The 14,926-nt window shown below is 73.0% G+C and carries 14 protein-coding genes and 2 pseudogenes; 12 read left to right on the top strand and 4 right to left on the bottom strand.

Features of this window, described 5'->3' with window-relative positions; all coding sequences use genetic code 11:
• The first annotated feature begins 17 nt into the window (after positions 1 to 17).
• The 5 genes and pseudogenes from AB0C76_RS35580 to AB0C76_RS35560 all read left to right on the top strand — a co-directional run bounded on the left by AB0C76_RS35580 (position 18) and on the right by AB0C76_RS35560 (position 3,797).
• Entirely contained in the window at positions 18 to 1,073 is a 1,056-nt protein-coding gene (locus AB0C76_RS35580; protein WP_359973663.1) for a LacI family DNA-binding transcriptional regulator, read from the top strand.
• Positions 1,074 to 1,795: 722 nt separating this feature from the next.
• Positions 1,796 to 2,716 (top strand): NADP-dependent oxidoreductase, encoded by a 921-nt coding sequence (locus tag AB0C76_RS35575; protein ID WP_359973661.1) that lies wholly within the window; start codon positions 1,796 to 1,798, stop codon positions 2,714 to 2,716.
• A 153-nt stretch (positions 2,717 to 2,869) separates the two neighbouring features.
• Positions 2,870 to 3,187 (top strand): PAS domain-containing protein, encoded by a 318-nt coding sequence (locus AB0C76_RS35570; protein ID WP_359973659.1) that lies wholly within the window; start codon positions 2,870 to 2,872, stop codon positions 3,185 to 3,187.
• Positions 3,078 to 3,335: pseudogene (locus AB0C76_RS35565) on the top strand (ATP-binding protein); the annotation flags it as partial. The gene AB0C76_RS35570 and the pseudogene AB0C76_RS35565, both read left to right, overlap by 110 nt.
• A gap of 306 nt (positions 3,336 to 3,641) precedes the next feature.
• Positions 3,642 to 3,797, top strand: a complete 156-nt coding sequence (locus tag AB0C76_RS35560; RefSeq protein WP_359973657.1) for a hypothetical protein — start codon at positions 3,642 to 3,644, stop codon at positions 3,795 to 3,797.
• An 81-nt stretch (positions 3,798 to 3,878) separates the two neighbouring features.
• Here the strand turns inward: AB0C76_RS35560 and AB0C76_RS35555 are convergent, their stop codons facing one another.
• From AB0C76_RS35555 to AB0C76_RS35545, 3 genes are all read right to left on the bottom strand, one after another.
• Positions 3,879 to 4,910 carry an ABC transporter permease gene (locus tag AB0C76_RS35555; RefSeq protein WP_359973655.1) on the bottom strand — a complete coding sequence of 344 codons (1,032 nt, stop codon included), beginning with the start codon at positions 4,908 to 4,910 and terminating at the stop codon, positions 3,879 to 3,881.
• Positions 4,894 to 6,450: a sugar ABC transporter ATP-binding protein gene (locus tag AB0C76_RS35550; RefSeq protein ID WP_359973653.1), complete on the bottom strand. Its 1,557-nt coding sequence runs from the start codon at positions 6,448 to 6,450 to the stop codon at positions 4,894 to 4,896. Before AB0C76_RS35550 ends, AB0C76_RS35555 begins: the two co-directional genes overlap by 17 nt.
• 74 nt (positions 6,451 to 6,524) lie before the next feature.
• Entirely contained in the window at positions 6,525 to 7,574 is a 1,050-nt protein-coding gene (locus tag AB0C76_RS35545; protein ID WP_359973651.1) for a sugar ABC transporter substrate-binding protein, read from the bottom strand.
• A 346-nt stretch (positions 7,575 to 7,920) separates the two neighbouring features.
• On the opposite strand from AB0C76_RS35545, the gene AB0C76_RS35540 reads away from it, so the two are divergent.
• Genes AB0C76_RS35540 through AB0C76_RS35510 form a run of 7 tightly spaced genes read left to right on the top strand, consistent with a single transcriptional unit; the run spans position 7,921 to position 14,769 of the window.
• Positions 7,921 to 8,772, top strand: a complete 852-nt coding sequence (locus AB0C76_RS35540; RefSeq protein WP_359973649.1) for a fumarylacetoacetate hydrolase family protein — start codon at positions 7,921 to 7,923, stop codon at positions 8,770 to 8,772.
• Between the two features lie 11 nt (positions 8,773 to 8,783).
• Positions 8,784 to 10,124, top strand: coding sequence for an L-fuconate dehydratase (locus AB0C76_RS35535; RefSeq protein ID WP_359973648.1), 1,341 nt, complete (start codon positions 8,784 to 8,786; stop codon positions 10,122 to 10,124).
• Entirely contained in the window at positions 10,121 to 10,885 is a 765-nt protein-coding gene (locus tag AB0C76_RS35530) for an SDR family oxidoreductase (RefSeq protein WP_359973646.1), read from the top strand. The genes AB0C76_RS35535 and AB0C76_RS35530 overlap by 4 nt, the downstream gene beginning before the upstream one ends.
• The gene (locus tag AB0C76_RS35525; protein ID WP_359973644.1) at positions 10,882 to 11,880 is read left to right on the top strand and encodes an aldo/keto reductase; all 999 of its coding nucleotides are present in this window, start codon (positions 10,882 to 10,884) and stop codon (positions 11,878 to 11,880) included. Before AB0C76_RS35530 ends, AB0C76_RS35525 begins: the two co-directional genes overlap by 4 nt.
• Positions 11,880 to 12,620 carry a (Fe-S)-binding protein gene (locus tag AB0C76_RS35520; protein WP_359973642.1) on the top strand — a complete coding sequence of 247 codons (741 nt, stop codon included), beginning with the start codon at positions 11,880 to 11,882 and terminating at the stop codon, positions 12,618 to 12,620. The genes AB0C76_RS35525 and AB0C76_RS35520 overlap by 1 nt, the downstream gene beginning before the upstream one ends.
• The gene (locus tag AB0C76_RS35515; RefSeq protein ID WP_359973640.1) at positions 12,617 to 14,101 is read left to right on the top strand and encodes a lactate utilization protein B; all 1,485 of its coding nucleotides are present in this window, start codon (positions 12,617 to 12,619) and stop codon (positions 14,099 to 14,101) included. The genes AB0C76_RS35520 and AB0C76_RS35515 overlap by 4 nt, the downstream gene beginning before the upstream one ends.
• On the top strand, positions 14,098 to 14,769 hold the full coding sequence (locus AB0C76_RS35510) for an LUD domain-containing protein (protein WP_359973638.1): 672 nt from the start codon (positions 14,098 to 14,100) through the stop codon (positions 14,767 to 14,769). Before AB0C76_RS35515 ends, AB0C76_RS35510 begins: the two co-directional genes overlap by 4 nt.
• 5 nt (positions 14,770 to 14,774) lie before the next feature.
• On the opposite strand, the pseudogene AB0C76_RS35505 reads toward AB0C76_RS35510, so the two are convergent.
• Positions 14,775 to 14,926 (bottom strand): annotated as a pseudogene (locus AB0C76_RS35505) (IS110 family transposase); the annotation flags it as partial.

Genomic DNA, 14,926 nt, shown 5'->3' with positions numbered 1-14,926 from the left:
CAGTGCAGGAGGAACTCGTGACCAGAGCGGCCACGCTCGCCGAGATCGCGCAGGAGGCCGGCGTCTCCGCGCCGACTGTTTCGAAAGTCCTGAACGGGCGCGCCGATGTCGCCCCGGCCACCCGGGAGCGGGTGGAGGAACTGCTGCACCGGCACGGCTACCGGCGCAAGCGCGGCAACCGCCAGGCGAACCCGTTGCTGGAACTGGTCTTCCACGAGCTGGAGAGCGCCTGGGCGGTGGAGGTGATCCGCGGCGTCGAGAACGCGGTGCGCGAGGAGGGCCTGAGCATCGTGCTCTCCGAATCCGCCGGGCGGCACGGTCCCGGCCAGTCGTGGGTGGACGCGGTACTCGCCCGCCGCCCGACCGGCGTGGTGCTGGTGCTGTCCGACCTGGACCGCTCCCTTCAGGAGCAACTGGCCCGCCGGGACATCCCGTTCGTGGTGATGGACCCGGCCGGCGACCCCGGCCGGGAGGTGCCCGCCGTCGGCACCACCAACTGGGACGGCGGCCTGGCCGCCACCCGGCACCTGCTCGACCTCGGCCACCGCAGGATCGGACTGATCGGCGGCCCCGCCCGGATGATGTGCAGCCGGGCACGGACCGACGGGTACCGGGCGGCGCTCGACATGGCGGGCGTCCCGTACGACCCGGAGCTGGTCCGCGAGGGCGACTTCCACCACGAGTCCGGACGCCTGCTCGGCCTGGAACTGCTCGGCCTGCCGCAGCGGCCGACCGCCGTGTTCGCCGGCAACGACCTGCAGGCGCTCGGGCTGTACGAGGCCGCCCGCGAGCTGGGCCTTCGCATCCCGGAGGACCTCAGCGTGGTCGGCTTCGACGACCTCCCGCTGGCCCGCTGGGTGGGCCCGCCGCTGACCACCGTGCGCCAGCCGCTGACCGAGATGGCGCAGGTGGCGACCCGTCTGGTGATCGACCTGGCCCGCGGGGCCCGGCCCGGCACGCTCCGGGTCGACCTCGCCACCAGCCTGGTCGAGCGCAGCAGCACCGCGCCGCCCCGGACGGATCACCCGCCGTCGGGCGGGTCCTCCGGCCCGTGCCGGGGATCGGAGAGCTGACCGAGAATTTCGACGTCGACCTCCTCCAAGGAGCGCGCCGTCGACGTCGACCGGTGGGACCTCCACAACGGCAGCTGCCCCGGCGGGAGCTGCGAACCGGCCTGCGAGACGCCCTTCCCCACCTACTGGGGAATCCGCTCACTCACCGCGCCGGCCCAGCCCGGCGACACCATGGTCAAGGCCTCCTCCGGCAACCCGTCGGTCGCCGTGCACGCGGTGCGCAGCGGCCTTGGCCTGAACGTCATGCTGATCAACAAGGACCCGCGGAACGGCGCAAGTGTCGCTCTCCTACGCCGGTTTCACTCCGGCCCCGGGAACGGTCACCACCGTCTCCTACGGCAAGGGGCGGCACCGGCCTGCCCACGGCGACGCAGGGGACGGCCGGCGCCCAGTCGCTCCCGCCGTACTCGATCACGACCCTTCGGCTGAAGCCCGCGGCGGCGGCAGTCGCCGCCGGCTCCGTGCCGGTGCCGCGCGGACGCCGCCGCACGGCCTCGCACGCGAAGTGAAACCCGCGCGACGGCGACGGCCCGGGTCGCCCACCGTGGGGTGCGCCGGGCCGTCGGCCGTCACGGCGGCCGTCACCCGCCCGGGTCACCCCCGGTCGCCCCGACGGATCGGCGCGGGTGCCGTGCGCCCGCCCCCGGCATAGCGTGGCCCACGGCGCCCTACCCGCCCGGCGGTACGGGCGGTTGCAGCAGCGGCTCCCTGGAGGTTCGTTCATGCGCGCGGTGACCTACGACTCGTACGCCCCGGACAACTCGCGGCTGAAGTTCGGCGAAGTCCCCGACCCCAAGGTCGGTCCCGGCCAAGTCCTGATCGAGGTCCGGGCGGCCTCCGTCAACCCGGTCGACTGGAAGGTCATGGCCGGCGGTCTGGACGGCATGATGGACACGGTCTTCCCCGTCATCCCGGGGTGGGACGTGGCGGGTGTGGTCACCCGGACCGGCCCCGACACCCCCGAGTTCGCGCCCGGGGACGAGGTGATGGCCTACGCCCGCAAGGACGTGGTCCAGGCCGGCACCTTCGCGGAGTACGTCGCGGTCTCCGCGCCCGCGGTGGCGCGCAAGCCGGCCGGGCTCGACTGGGCGCAGGCGGCCGGGCTCCCGCTGGCCGGGCTCACCGCGCTGCGCTGCCTGGACGGCCTCGCGGTCGGCCCCGCAGACGTGCTCCTGGTGCACGGCGCGGCCGGCGGCGTGGGCAGCCTCGCCGTGCAGCTCGGCCGCGACCGCGGGGCCCGGGTGATCGGCACCGCCTCCGAGCGCAACCACGCCTTCGTCCGCGAGCTCGGCGCCGAACCGGTGACGTACGGGGAGGGCCTGAGCGAGCGGGTGCGCGCGCTGGCGCCCGACGGCGTGTCCGCCGTCGCGGACTTCGTCGGCGGCCAGCTGGAGACGACCCTGGCCGTGCTCGCCGACGGCGGACGGCACGTCTCCATCGCCGACCCGGGGGTGTCGCAGCACGGCGGCCACTGGATCTGGGTGCGCCCGGACGGCGTGAAGCTCGCCGAGCTCGCAGCGGCCGTCGACCGCGGCGTGCTCACGGTGGAGGTCGCCCAGACCTTCCCACTGGACCGGACGGGCGAGGCCTTCGACGCCAGCCGCACCGGCCACACCCGCGGGAAGCTGGTCGTCGTACCGTGACCGCTCGGCGCCCCGCCGCCGGGAGCGCACGCGGCGGGGGGCGGACCTAGTCTGGAGCGAGGCGCCGGAATCCCCTTCCGGCGTGCACGGCTGCCCGGACGGAGGCACGCGTGGAAGACGACCGGCGAGCAGGACGCACCCACCGACGTTGTCGTGGTCGATCCGGACGGCGTGGTGAGCGGCTGGAGCGAGGCCGGGCTCCAGCTGCTGGGGTGGACCGCCGAGGAGACCGTCGGCCGCCATGTGGCGGACTTCCTGGTCGACCCCCCGCCCGGGTTCCCCGGGAATGACGGCCCCGGCCCCGCGGGGTTGATCGCCGTGCGCCACCGCGGCGGTTCCGTCGTCGACGCCGCCGTGACGGCTGGTCGTCAGCGAGCTCGTCACCAACGCGATCAAGCACGGCCGACCGCCCATCAGGCTGCGGCTGATCCGGAACACCTCGCTGATCTGCGAGGTCTCCGACGGCAGTGACACCGCCCTGCACCTGCGCCGGGCGCGCACCTTCGACGAGGGCGGCCGGGGCCTGGTGCTCGTCGCCCAGCTCACCCAGGGCTGGGGCACCCGGCACGGCACCACCGGAAAGACCATCTGGTGCGCCCAGAGTCTCGGCCCGACGTGAGGCCGGTCGTCGTCGGGCCCGACGGAAGAGGGGCCCGACGGCGGCTCCGGTCTGCTCCATGCGGTGGTCCGGTCCGCCGGAGGATGCGGATCGGCGCCGGTCGGCAGGACGATGCCGGGCGACGCCGGCCGGCGCGAACCTGACGGCATGACCACCACGCGCGTACCTCCCGGCCCGGTGTACGGATCGCCGCCACCGCCACCGCCCTCGCCACCGCCGCCCTCGCCGCGCTCGCGCTCGCACCCGCCGCCGCGGCCGCTCCGGCCACCCCGCGCGCAGGCTCCACCGGCTGGCCACATCGGCGACGTGCCCGGCTACTCGACCGCCCTCATCGGCACCCCGGACGGCAGCCGCCAACTCGCGCTGTCCGTCGACGAGTACGACAAGAGCGATCCCGCGAAGTCCGACCGGCTCTACCAGGCCTTCATCGACGACGCCCTCTGCGGCAAGGCATCGGGGTAGCGTCGACGGCTGCTCCTCCACCACGACACCACGACCGTGCCGGACGGGACGGTCCGGCACGGTCGGGTGAAGGCCCTCGGACTACTCCTGCCTCTCGCCGGAGGCGTAGCGGGAGATGATCAGCGCGATGATGATGATCGCGCCGTTGAGGAACTGGTTCCACAGGGGCGGGACGCCGGCGAGGGTCATGACGTTGACCACCAGCTGGAGCGTCAGGACACCGGTGAGGGCTCCGAAGAGCGTGCCGCGGCCGCCGTTGAGGCTGACGCCGCCGATGACGGTGGCGGCGAAGACCTGGAAGATCCAGCCGTTGCCCTGGTCGGCGGAGATGGAGCCGTAGTGGCCGGTGTAGAGGACGCCGGCGAAGGCGGCGAGCAGGCTGCCGAGGACCAGCACGGCCCAGGTGATCCGGTCGACGCGGATGCCCGCGGCCCGGGCGGCCTCCGTGTTGCCGCCGATGGCGTACAGCGCACGGCCGTGCCGCAGCCAGGCGAGGGCGCTGCCGCCGAGCAGGAAGAGCAGGGCGCAGATCCAGATCGCGGCCGGGACGCCGAGCCAGCTCGCGCTGCCGAGGTAGCGGAAGGAGTCCGGCACGTTGACGATGGACTGGCCCTGGGAGATGGCGACTTGGAGGCCGCGGAGCAGCGTGAGCGCGCCGAGGGTGACGATGAAGCCGTTGAGGCGCAGCTTGAGGACGAGGAAACCGTTGATCGCGCCGATGAGGGCACCGACCAGCAGGCACAGCGGGATGGCGGTCCAGGTGGGGAAGAGCCCCAGGCCGTTGAAGCGGGCGCCGTGGTCGGGCAGGACGAGCCAGACGGCGATCACCGGGGCGACGCCGATGGTCGATTCCAGGGAGAGGTCCATCCGCCCGGCGATCAGGATGAGCGCCTCGGCGAGGACCAGCAGGCTCAGTTCGGTGGCCTGCTGGCCGACGCCGAGGAGGTTGTCGGAGGTGAGGAACGCCGGCGAGACGACGAAGCCGATGACGCCCAGCACGAACAGGACCGGGACGAGGGAGAGGTCGCGGTAGCGGGCGAGGTCGAAGCGGCGGCCGGCGGGGACGCCGCCCGCCGCGCCGGGGAGCTCGGGGAGCTCAGTGGTGGGAGACATTGCCTTCCTTCGTGTCGGTCGGGCCGGACATGCCCTCCATGGCCGCGACCAGCTGTTCGTCGCTCCAGCCGGGTTCGAACTCGGCGACGACGCGCCCCTGGAACATGGCCAGGACGCGGTCGCAGGCGCGCAGGTCGTCGAGTTCGTCGGAGACGATCAGGGCGCTCCTGCCCCCGTCGGCGACCTGGCGGATGGTGCCGAGCAGCGATTCCTTGGAGTTGATGTCGACGCCGTTGGTCGGCCGGATGGCGACCAGGACGTGCGGCTCGGTGGCCAGCGCGCGGGCGATGACGACCTTCTGCTGGTTGCCTCCGGACAGCGCGGACACCGGGGTCGCCGGTCCGGGGGTCTTGATGTCCAGGCCGTCGATCATGCGCTGGGCGAAGGCCCGCGTGCGCGAGGGCAGGACGGTGCCGTAGGGGCCGAGCTGGTCGGTGACGGTGAGGGTCGCGTTCTCGGCGACGCTGCGCTGGGGCACCAGGCCCTGGACGTGGCGGTCCTCGGGCACGAACCCGATGCCGGCCGCGAGCGCGGCGGGGACCTTCCCGGTGCGTACCGGCCGTCCGGCGACGGTGACCGCTCCGGCCCCGGGGCGGTGCAGGCCCGCGAGGGTCTCGCCGAGCTGCACGTTGCCGCTGGCGGCGGCGCCGGCCAGGCCGACCACCTCGCCGGGCCGGGTGGTCAGGTCGACGTCCCGGTAGTGGCCGGCCAGGCTCAGGCCCGCGACGTCGAGCAGCGGCACGCCGTCGGGGAGCGCCCGGCCGGTCACCGACCAGCTGGGCTCGGCACCGCGGGAGGACTCACCGGTCATCGCCTCCACCAGGGCCTGCTGGTCGAGTTCGGCCACCGGGGCGGTGACGATGTGCCGGGCGTCTCGGTAGACCGTGACGGTGGTGCAGAGCTCGTAGACCTCCTGCAGGTGGTGCGAGATGAACAGGAAGGCGACGCCCTGCCGCTGGAGGTCCCGGAGCTTGTCGAAGAGCCTCTCGATGCCGCGGGCGTCGAGCTTGGCGGTGGGCTCGTCCAGGATGATGAACCGGGCGCCGAAGGACAGTGCGCGGGCGATCTCGACGAACTGGCGCTGCTCGACGGTGAGGTCCTCGGCGCGGGCCGTCGGGTCGACGTCCACGCCGTACTCGGCGAGCAACTCGCCCGCCCGGTGCCTCAGTTGCTTCCAGCTGATCGGACGCAGCACGCCGGCGCTCTGCCGGTCCAGGAACAGGTTCTCCGTGACGGTCAGCGCGGGGATGATCGTGGAGCGCTGGTAGACACAGGCGACGCGGGAGCGCCAGGCGTCGGTGTCGCCGGGGGCGGGGGCGGGTTCTCCGCCGTACCGCAGGGTGCCGGTGTCGGGGTCCTGCAGTCCGGTGAGGATCGAGACGAGGGTGGACTTGCCCGCGCCGTTGCGCCCGACCAGGGCGTGCGATTCGCCGGGGGCGACCGAGATGCGGGCGTCGCTGAGGGCGACGGTGGCGCCGAAGCGCTTGCTGATCCCGTCGGCCTCGACGACGGGGCCCCGGACGGGGCTGGGATCCGCCATGGCGGGTTTCCTCTCCATGGGTCCGCGGGCGGGCGGCCCGGGGTGCTGTGCTCCGCCCACCCGCAGGGCTTGGGTCACTTGCCGACGCTGTTGCCCCAGAGGCCCTTGTCGTCGACGTTGTCCTTGGTCACCAGGGGCGCGGGGAGCTGGTCCTCCAGGCCGTTGGGCAGCTGGATGACGGTGGAGTCGTGGTCGGTCGGGCCTGCCTGGAAGGTCTTGCCCTCGGCAGCCGCCTGCGCGTAGAAGAGCGCGTACTTGGCGTACAGGTCGGCGGGCTGGGAGACGGTGGCGTCGATGTCGCCCTTGCGGATGGCGTCGAACTCCTGCGGGATGCCGTCGTTGGAGACGATGGCGATGTGCCCCTGCTGGCCGGCCGGCTTGAGCATGTCCTTCTGCTGGAGCAGGGCGAGGGTCGGCTGCAGGAAGGCGCCGCCGGCCTGCATGTAGATCCCACCGAGGTCGGGGTTGGCGGCCAGGGTGGACTGGAGCTTGGCGGAGGCGACGTCGCCCTTCCAGTCGGTGGCGAGCTCGATGACCTGGACGTCGGGGAACTTCTCCTTCATGCAGGCGGCGAAGGCCTCCGAGCGGTCGCGGCCGTTGATGGAGCTGAGCGCGCCCTGGAGTTCGGCGATCTTGCCCTTGCCGCCGAGCTGCTTGCCGAGGAATTCACAGGCCTTGGTGCCGTAGGCCTTGTTGTCGGCACGCACGACCATGTACACGTTGCCCTTGTCGGGCCGGGTGTCGACACTGACGACCGGGATCTTCTTGGCGGACAGCTGATCCAGGGAGGAGGCGATCGCGCCGGTGTCCTGAGGGGCCATGACCACGGCCTTGGCGCCGGTGTTCTGGAAGACCTGGACGTTGGCGGCCAGCTTGGTGACGTCGTTCTGCGAGTTGCTGACCGGCAGGGTGTTCAGACCCTGGGAGGAGGCGTCCTGCTTGATGTACTGCGCGTAGGAGTTCCAGAAGTCGGAGTCCGCGCGGGGCAGGTCGATGCCGATCGCGGGCCTGCCACCGCCGGTGGAGGAGGCCGAGTCGCTGCCGCGGTTGCAGGCCGTGGCGAACCCCGCCAGGACGACCACGGCGGCGGCCGCGGCCGCGATTCTGGAGGAGCGAGGCTTCATGGTGCGGTCTCCTTGGCTGGGAAGGCCGGCGCCGCTGCGGCGCGGGGTGGGAGGCGGATCGCGGGGCGTCCGGGCATCCGGCGGCAGTCATCGGATGGCTGCTGGTGTCGAGGACTTTACGAGCCGGAAATCCGGCTGGCAAGAGGAAACCTCGGATGACCCCCAAGGTGATCCCAACCCCTCCCCCCGTCTCGAACGGGGCTCTAACGCCCGCCACTACCTGCACAGTTGATGGCAACTGAGGCGCTCCACGAGCAAACATCGGAGGACTCCTTGCGGCGTCCGATGCAGCCTCGTATGGTCATCGCAGCACGGAGACATCTGATGTATTGATGGGAGTCACCACGTGAAGCTGCTGCGAATCGGCGAGCCGGGAGCGGAGACACCGGCCGTCCGCGACGACGACGGGACGATCCGCACCCTCGCGGGCCTGACCGACGACATCAACGGGACCTTCCTCGCCTCGGAGGGGATCGACCGGGTCCGCACCGCCCTGGCCGAGGGTTCGCTGCCCGTCGTGGACGCGATCGGCCTGCGGTTCGGGGCTCCCATCGCCCGTCCCGGCAAGGTGGTCTGCATCGGCCTCAACTACCGCGACCACGCCGAGGAGACCGGGGCCGCCGTCCCGGAGCGGCCGGTGGTGTTCCTGAAGGACCCGTCCACCGTCGTCGGCCCCTTCGACCAGGTCCTGATCCCGCGGGGCTCGGTGAAGACCGACTGGGAGGTGGAACTCGCCGTCGTCATCGGCCGCGAGGCGCGCTACCTCACCGACCCGAGCGCCGCGGCGGACCGCATCGCGGGCTACGCGATCAGCAACGACGTCTCCGAACGGGAGTTCCAGCTGGAGTACTCGGGCCAGTGGGACCTGGGCAAGTCCTGCGAGGGCTTCAACCCGCTCGGCCCCTGGCTGGTGACCCCGGACGAGGCCGGCGACCCGCAGGAGCTGGGCCTGCGACTGACCGTCAACGGCGAACCGCGCCAGGACGGCAGCACCAAGAACATGATCTTCGACGTCGCCTACCTGGTCTGGTACCTGAGCCAGTACATGGTGCTCAACCCCGGCGACGTCATCAACACCGGCACCCCGGCCGGCGTGGCCCTGGGCCTGCCCGGCACCCCCTACCTGCGCGGGGGCGACACCGTCGAGCTGTCCATCGACGGACTCGGCACCCAGCGCCAGACGTTCATCAACGCGTGAAAGGCATCCCCTTGTCCGCAACCGCCGCGCGGATCACCGCCGTCGACACCTACGACATCCGCTTCCCCACCTCGCGGGAGCTGGACGGGTCCGACGCGATGAACCCCGACCCCGACTACTCCGCCGCCTACGTCGTCCTGCGGACCTCCGACGGCGGCCACGAGGGCCACGGCTTCACCTTCACCATCGGGCGCGGCAACGACGTCCAGGTCGCCGCCATCGACGCACTGCGCCCGCACGTCCTCGGACGCCCGGTCGCCGAGCTCTGCGCCGACCCCGGCTCGCTGTACCGCGACCTGATCGGCGACAGCCAACTGCGCTGGCTGGGACCGGAGAAGGGCGTGATGCACATGGCCATCGGCGCCGTCGTCAACGCCGCCTGGGACCTCGCCGCCAAGCACCAGGGCAAGCCGCTGTGGCAGCTGCTCGCCGACGCCGAACCGGAGTGGCTCGTCTCCCAGGTCGACTTCCGCTACATCGCCGACGCCCTCGACCCGGCGCAGGCCCTGGAACTGCTGCGGCGCGGCAAGGAGGGCGCGCCCGAGCGCGCCGCCGAGCTGCTCCGGGGCGGCTACCCCGCCTACACCACCTCCCCCGGCTGGCTGGGCTACTCCGACGAGAAGCTCACCCGCCTCGCGAAGGCGGCCGTCGCCGACGGCTTCACCCAGATCAAACTCAAGGTCGGCGCCGACCTCGACGACGACATCCGCCGCTGCCGCGCCGCCCGCGCCGCCGTCGGACCGGACATCCGGATGGCGATCGACGCCAACCAGCGCTGGAACGTCGCCGACGCCATCGAGTGGACCAACGCCCTCGCCGAGTTCGACCCGTACTGGATCGAGGAGCCCACCAGCCCCGACGACGTCCTGGGCCACGCCAGCGTCCGACGCGGCGTCCACCCGGTCAAGGTCGCCACCGGCGAGCACGTGCAGAACCGCGTCGTGTTCAAGCAGCTGCTCCAGGCCGGCGCCATCGACGTCCTCCAGCTGGACTCGGCGCGCGTCGGCGGTGTCAACGAGAACCTCGCCATCTTGCTGCTCGCCGCGAAGTTCGGCGTCCCCGTGTGCCCGCACGCCGGCGGCGTGGGCCTGTGCGAGCTCGTCCAGCACCTGTCCATGTTCGACTACGTGGCGCTCACCGGCACCACCGAGGACCGCGTCATCGAGTTCGTCGACCACCTCCACGAGCACTTCCTCGACCCGGTGGTGATCACCGGCGGCCACTACCGGGCACCCACCACGCCCGGGTTCTCCGCCGCCATGCACCAGTCCTCGCTGGACACCTACCACTATCCGCACGGTACGTTCTGGGCCGCCGAACCGACGCGGACGGCGGAGGAGGCACGCGCATGACGACCGCAGAACTCGACGGACTGACCGCGCTCGTCACCGGCGGCGCCTCCGGGATCGGCCTCGCCACCGCGACCCTGCTCGCCGAACGCGGCGCCCGCGTCGCCGTCCTCGACCTCGACCCGTCGACGGTGAACGAGCCGCTGATCGGCTTCACCGCCGACGTCAGCGACGACGCCTCCGTGCGCGACGCCGTCCACGCGGCGGCCGAGACCCTCGGCGGGATCGACGTCCTGGTCAACAACGCCGGTATCGGCGCCATCGGAACCGTGGAGGACAACCTCGACGAACAGTGGCACCGCGTCCTCGACGTCAACCTGCTCGGCGTCGTGCGCACCACCCGGGCCGCCCTGCCGCACCTGCGCCGGTCGCGCCGGGCCGCGGTGGTGAACACCTGCTCCATCGCCGCCACCGCCGGCCTGCCGCAGCGGGCCCTCTACTCCGCGTCCAAGGGCGCCGTGCTGTCGCTCACCCTGGCCATGGCGGCCGACCACGTCCGGGAGGGCATCCGGGTCAACTGCGTCAACCCCGGCACCGTGGACACCCCGTGGGTGGGCCGGCTGCTGGACTCCGCCGACGACCCGGCCGCCGAGCGCGCCGCGCTGAACGGCCGCCAGCCGCACGGCCGCCTGGTCACCGCAGAGGAAGTCGCCGCCGCCATCGTCTACCTGGCCTCCCCGGCCGCCGGCAGCGTCACCGGCACGGCCCTGCAGGTCGACGGCGGCATGGCGGGCCTGCGCCTGCGGCCGGAGCCGCGGCCGTGACCCCGCCCACCCGGCCGCTGGGCCGCAGCGCGGTGGCGGTCGGCGAACTCGCCTTCGGCGCCGCGGGCATCGGCAACCTGTTCACCCCGGTGTCCGACACCGCGGCCGAAGCGGCCGTCGCCGCCGCCTGGGAGTCCGGCGTGCGGTACTTCGACACCGCCCCGCACTACGGCCTGGGCCTGTCAGAGCTTCGACTCGGACGGGCCCTGGCCGGCCGGCCCCGCGACGAGTACGTCATCTCCACCAAGGTCGGCCGCCTGCTGCGGCCGGCCCCGGAACCCGGCGGTGACGACCTCGCCAACGGCTTCGCCGTCCCCGCGACCCACCGTCGGGTCTGGGACTTCAGCGCCGTGGGCGTCCGCCGGTCGATCGAGGAGAGCCTGGAGAGGCTCGGCCTGGACCGGATCGACGTCGCCTACCTCCACGACCCGGACGACCACGCGGAGCAGGCGCTCGGCGAGGCCTACCCGGAACTGGCCCGGCTGCGCGACGAGGGCGTGGTCGGCGCGATCGGCGTCGGGATGAACCAGGCCGGGCTCCTCGCCCGCTTCATCCGCGAGACCGACCTCGACGCCGTCCTCCTGGCCGGCCGCTACAGCCTGCTCGACCAGCGCGGGCTCACCGAGTTGCTGCCGCTCGCCGCCGGACGCGGCGTCGGCGTCGTCATCGGCGGCGTCTTCAACTCCGGCCTGCTCGCCGACCCGCGCCCCGGCGCCACCTTCGACTACGCCGCCGCGTCCGAGGAGCTCCTCTCCCGGGCGCTCGACCTCAAGGCCGTCTGCGAACGGCACGGCGTGCCGCTGCGCGCGGCGGCACTGCGCTTCCCGTTCGGGCACCCCGCCGTGGCGAGCGTCCTGGTCGGCACCCGCAACGCGGCCGAGGTCCGGGACGCCGCCGCGATGCTGCGCCACCCGGTGCCCGCCGCACTCTGGACCGAGCTCGAGGAACGCGGGCTGCTCCCCGCCGGCGTACCGGCTCCGGAGGGCACCGACTGATGCGCGTCGCGCTCTTCATCACGTGTTTCAACGACACCATGTTCCCCGGCACCGGCCGGGCCGTCGTGACCGTCCTCGAACGGCTCGGCCACACCGTCGAGTTCCCCATGGAACAGACCTGCTGCGGGCAGATGCACGTCAACACCGGCTACCCGGCGGACGCCGCGCCGCTGGTGACCCGGTTCGCACGCGCCTTCGGCGAGTACGACGCCGTCGTCACCCCGTCCGCCTCCTGCGCCGGCCTCGTCCGGGACCACCACCCCGTCCTCGCCGAGGAGTACGGCTCCCCGGGGCTGCGCCGGCTGGTGGCCGAACTGGCGCCCCGGGTCCACGAGTTCACCGAGTTCCTGACCGACGTCCTCGGCGTCACCGACGTCGGCGCCCGCTTCCCGCACCACGTCACCTACCACCCCACCTGCCACTCGCTGCGCGGACTGCGCCTCGGCGACCGCCCGCAGCGGCTGCTGCGGGCGGTCGAGGACCTCGACCTGGTCGAGCTCCCGTCCGCCGAGTCGTGCTGCGGCTTCGGCGGCACCTTCGCCGTCAAGAACTCCGCCACCTCCGGCGCGATGCTCGCCGACAAGGTGGAGGCCGTCCTCGGGACGGAGGCCGAGGTCCTGTGCACGGCCGACAACTCCTGCCTGATGCACATCGGCGGCGGCCTGTCCCGGCAGGGCGCGGCGGTGCGGACCATGCACCTGGCCGAGATCCTCGCCACCGTCGAAGGAGTGAGAACATGACCGCCCCCGGCGACCGCGGAGTGGTCTGGCCGGGCTCGCCGCCCTTCCCCGACGCCGCCCGCGACGCCCTCGACGACACCCGGCTGCGGGCCAACCTGAAGCGGGCCACGACCGTCATCCGCGACAAGCGGCTCGCCGTCACCGCGGAGCTCGACGACTGGGAGGCGCTGCGGACCGCCGGCGACGCCGTCAAGACCCGGACCCTGCGCCACCTCGACCGGCACCTCCTACGGCTGGAGGAGTCGGTCACCGCGGCGGGCGGGACGGTGCACTGGGCAGCCGACGCCGCCGAGGCCAACCGCATCGTCACCGAGCTGGTGCGCGCCACCGGCGAGCGGGAGGTCGTGAAGGTCAAGTCGATGGCCACCCAGGAGATCGACCTCAACGAGGCCCTCGCCGGGGCCGGCATCACCGCCTACGAGACCGACCTCGCCGAGCTGATCGTCCAGCTCGGCGACGACCGCCCCTCCCACATCCTGGTGCCGGCGATCCACCGCAACCGCACCGAGGTCCGCGACCTGTTCACCGAGCGGATGGGTGACTGGGGACAACCCGCCCCCGAGGGGCTCTCCGACCAGCCCGCCGAGCTCGCCGAGGCCGCCCGCCGGCACCTGCGGGAGAAGTTCCTCCGTGCGAGGGTCGCCGTCTCCGGCGCCAACTTCGCCGTCGCCGACACCGGCACCGTCGTCGTGGTCGAGTCCGAGGGCAACGGCCGGATGTGCCTGACCCTGCCGGAGACCCTGATCACCGTGATGGGCATCGAGAAGGTCGTGCCCACCTGGTCCGACCTGGAGGTCTTCCTCCAACTGCTGCCCCGCTCCTCCACCGGTGAGCGGATGAACCCGTACACCTCCACGTGGACCGGCACCACGGAGTCCGACGGCCCGTCGGCGTTCCACCTCGTCCTGCTCGACAACGGCCGCACCGACACCCTCGCCGACACCGTCGGCCGCCAGGCGCTGGCCTGCATCCGCTGCTCCGCCTGCCTCAACGTCTGCCCGGTCTTCGAACGGACCGGAGGCCACGCCTACGGCTCGGTCTACCCCGGGCCGATCGGCGCCGTGCTGACGCCGCAGCTGGTGGGAGTCGGCAGCGACACCAAGAGCAGTGCCTCCAGCCTGCCGTTCGCCTCCACCCTGTGCGGGGCCTGCTACGACGCCTGCCCGGTGAAGATCGACATTCCGAAGCTCCTGGTCCGCCTGCGGGCCTCGGCGGTCCGTGCCAAGCGGCGGCGCGGTCGCCTGCCCGGCGCGGAGGCGCTCGCGATGAAGGCGGCCGCCACCGTCCTCGACTCCCCCGCCCTGCTCACCGCCGCCCAGAAGGCGGCCTCGCTCGGCGGCCGGGCCCTCGCCCGGGGCGGGCGGATCGGCAAGCTGCCCGGCCCCGGCTCCCTGGGCGCCTGGTCCGCCGACCGCGACACCCCCGCGCCGCCCGCGGAGTCGTTCCGCACCTGGTGGCGCAAGAACCGGGAGGGACGGTGACGAGCACCCGGGAGGCCGTCCTCGCCCGGATCCGCGCCGCCCTCGCCGACGTCCCGGCCGACGAGGGCCCGGACGACGTCCCGGTCCCCCGTGACTACCGGCGTGGCCACACGGCCCCCGGTGAGGACCTCACGGCGCTGTTCGCCGAGCGGGTCGCCGACTACCGCGCCACGGTCACCCGGACCGGCCCCGCCGGTCTGCCGGGGGCCATCGCCGCCGCCCTCACCGCGCGCGGTGCCGCGCGGCTGGCGGTGCCCGACGGCTTCCCCGACGGGCTCCTGCCGGCCGGGGACCGGGAATGGCACCGGGAGCCCCTCGACGTCCCCGCCCTGGACGCCCTCGACGGCGCCGTCACCCTCGCCTCCGTCGCCATCGCCGTCACCGGCACCATCGTCCTGGACACCGGCCCGGGACAGGGCAGGCGCGCCCTGACCCTCGTCCCCGACTACCACCTGTGCGTCGTCCGCGCCGAGCAGATCGTCGACGACGTCCCCGGGGCGCTGGCGCGCCTGGACCCGCGCCTGCCGCTGACCTTCGTCTCCGGCCCCTCCGCGACCAGCGACATCGAACTCACCCGGGTCGAGGGCGTGCACGGGCCCCGGAACCTGGACGTCATCATCGTCGACCCCGCCGACACCACCCGTCCCGAACACCCGGAGTTTCAATGACCGAGTCAAGCCGTCTGCGCGACCGGCTGGGCGGGGGTGAACTCTCGCCCGTCGCGCAGAATAGCCCACAGGACGTTGACCCGGCGGCGGGCGAGGGCGATCAGCGCCTGGATGTGGCCGCATCCCTCGGCGCGCTTCTTGAGGTAGAAGTCCCGGT

Source organism: Kitasatospora sp. NPDC048722 (assembly GCF_040650235.1).
In the GTDB taxonomy this organism is placed as follows: domain Bacteria; phylum Actinomycetota; class Actinomycetes; order Streptomycetales; family Streptomycetaceae; genus Kitasatospora.
The sequence above is the reverse complement of the archived record's forward strand: the minus strand, read 5'-3'. Positions and strand labels throughout refer to the sequence as shown.

What these genes read in the sequence shown, in the direction of transcription:
- AB0C76_RS35530 (WP_359973646.1), top strand. Translation starts at nt 10,121, where the DNA reads ATGACGACCGCAGAACTCGACGGACTGACCGCGCTCGTCACCGGCGGC.
- AB0C76_RS35515 (WP_359973640.1), top strand. Translation starts at nt 12,617, where the DNA reads ATGACCGCCCCCGGCGACCGCGGAGTGGTCTGGCCGGGCTCGCCGCCC.
- AB0C76_RS35555 (WP_359973655.1), bottom strand. Translation starts at nt 4,910, where the DNA reads ATGTCTCCCACCACTGAGCTCCCCGAGCTCCCCGGCGCGGCGGGCGGC.
- AB0C76_RS35520 (WP_359973642.1), top strand. Translation starts at nt 11,880, where the DNA reads ATGCGCGTCGCGCTCTTCATCACGTGTTTCAACGACACCATGTTCCCC.
- AB0C76_RS35545 (WP_359973651.1), bottom strand. Translation starts at nt 7,574, where the DNA reads ATGAAGCCTCGCTCCTCCAGAATCGCGGCCGCGGCCGCCGCCGTGGTC.
- AB0C76_RS35575 (WP_359973661.1), top strand. Translation starts at nt 1,796, where the DNA reads ATGCGCGCGGTGACCTACGACTCGTACGCCCCGGACAACTCGCGGCTG.
- AB0C76_RS35550 (WP_359973653.1), bottom strand. Translation starts at nt 6,450, where the DNA reads ATGGCGGATCCCAGCCCCGTCCGGGGCCCCGTCGTCGAGGCCGACGGG.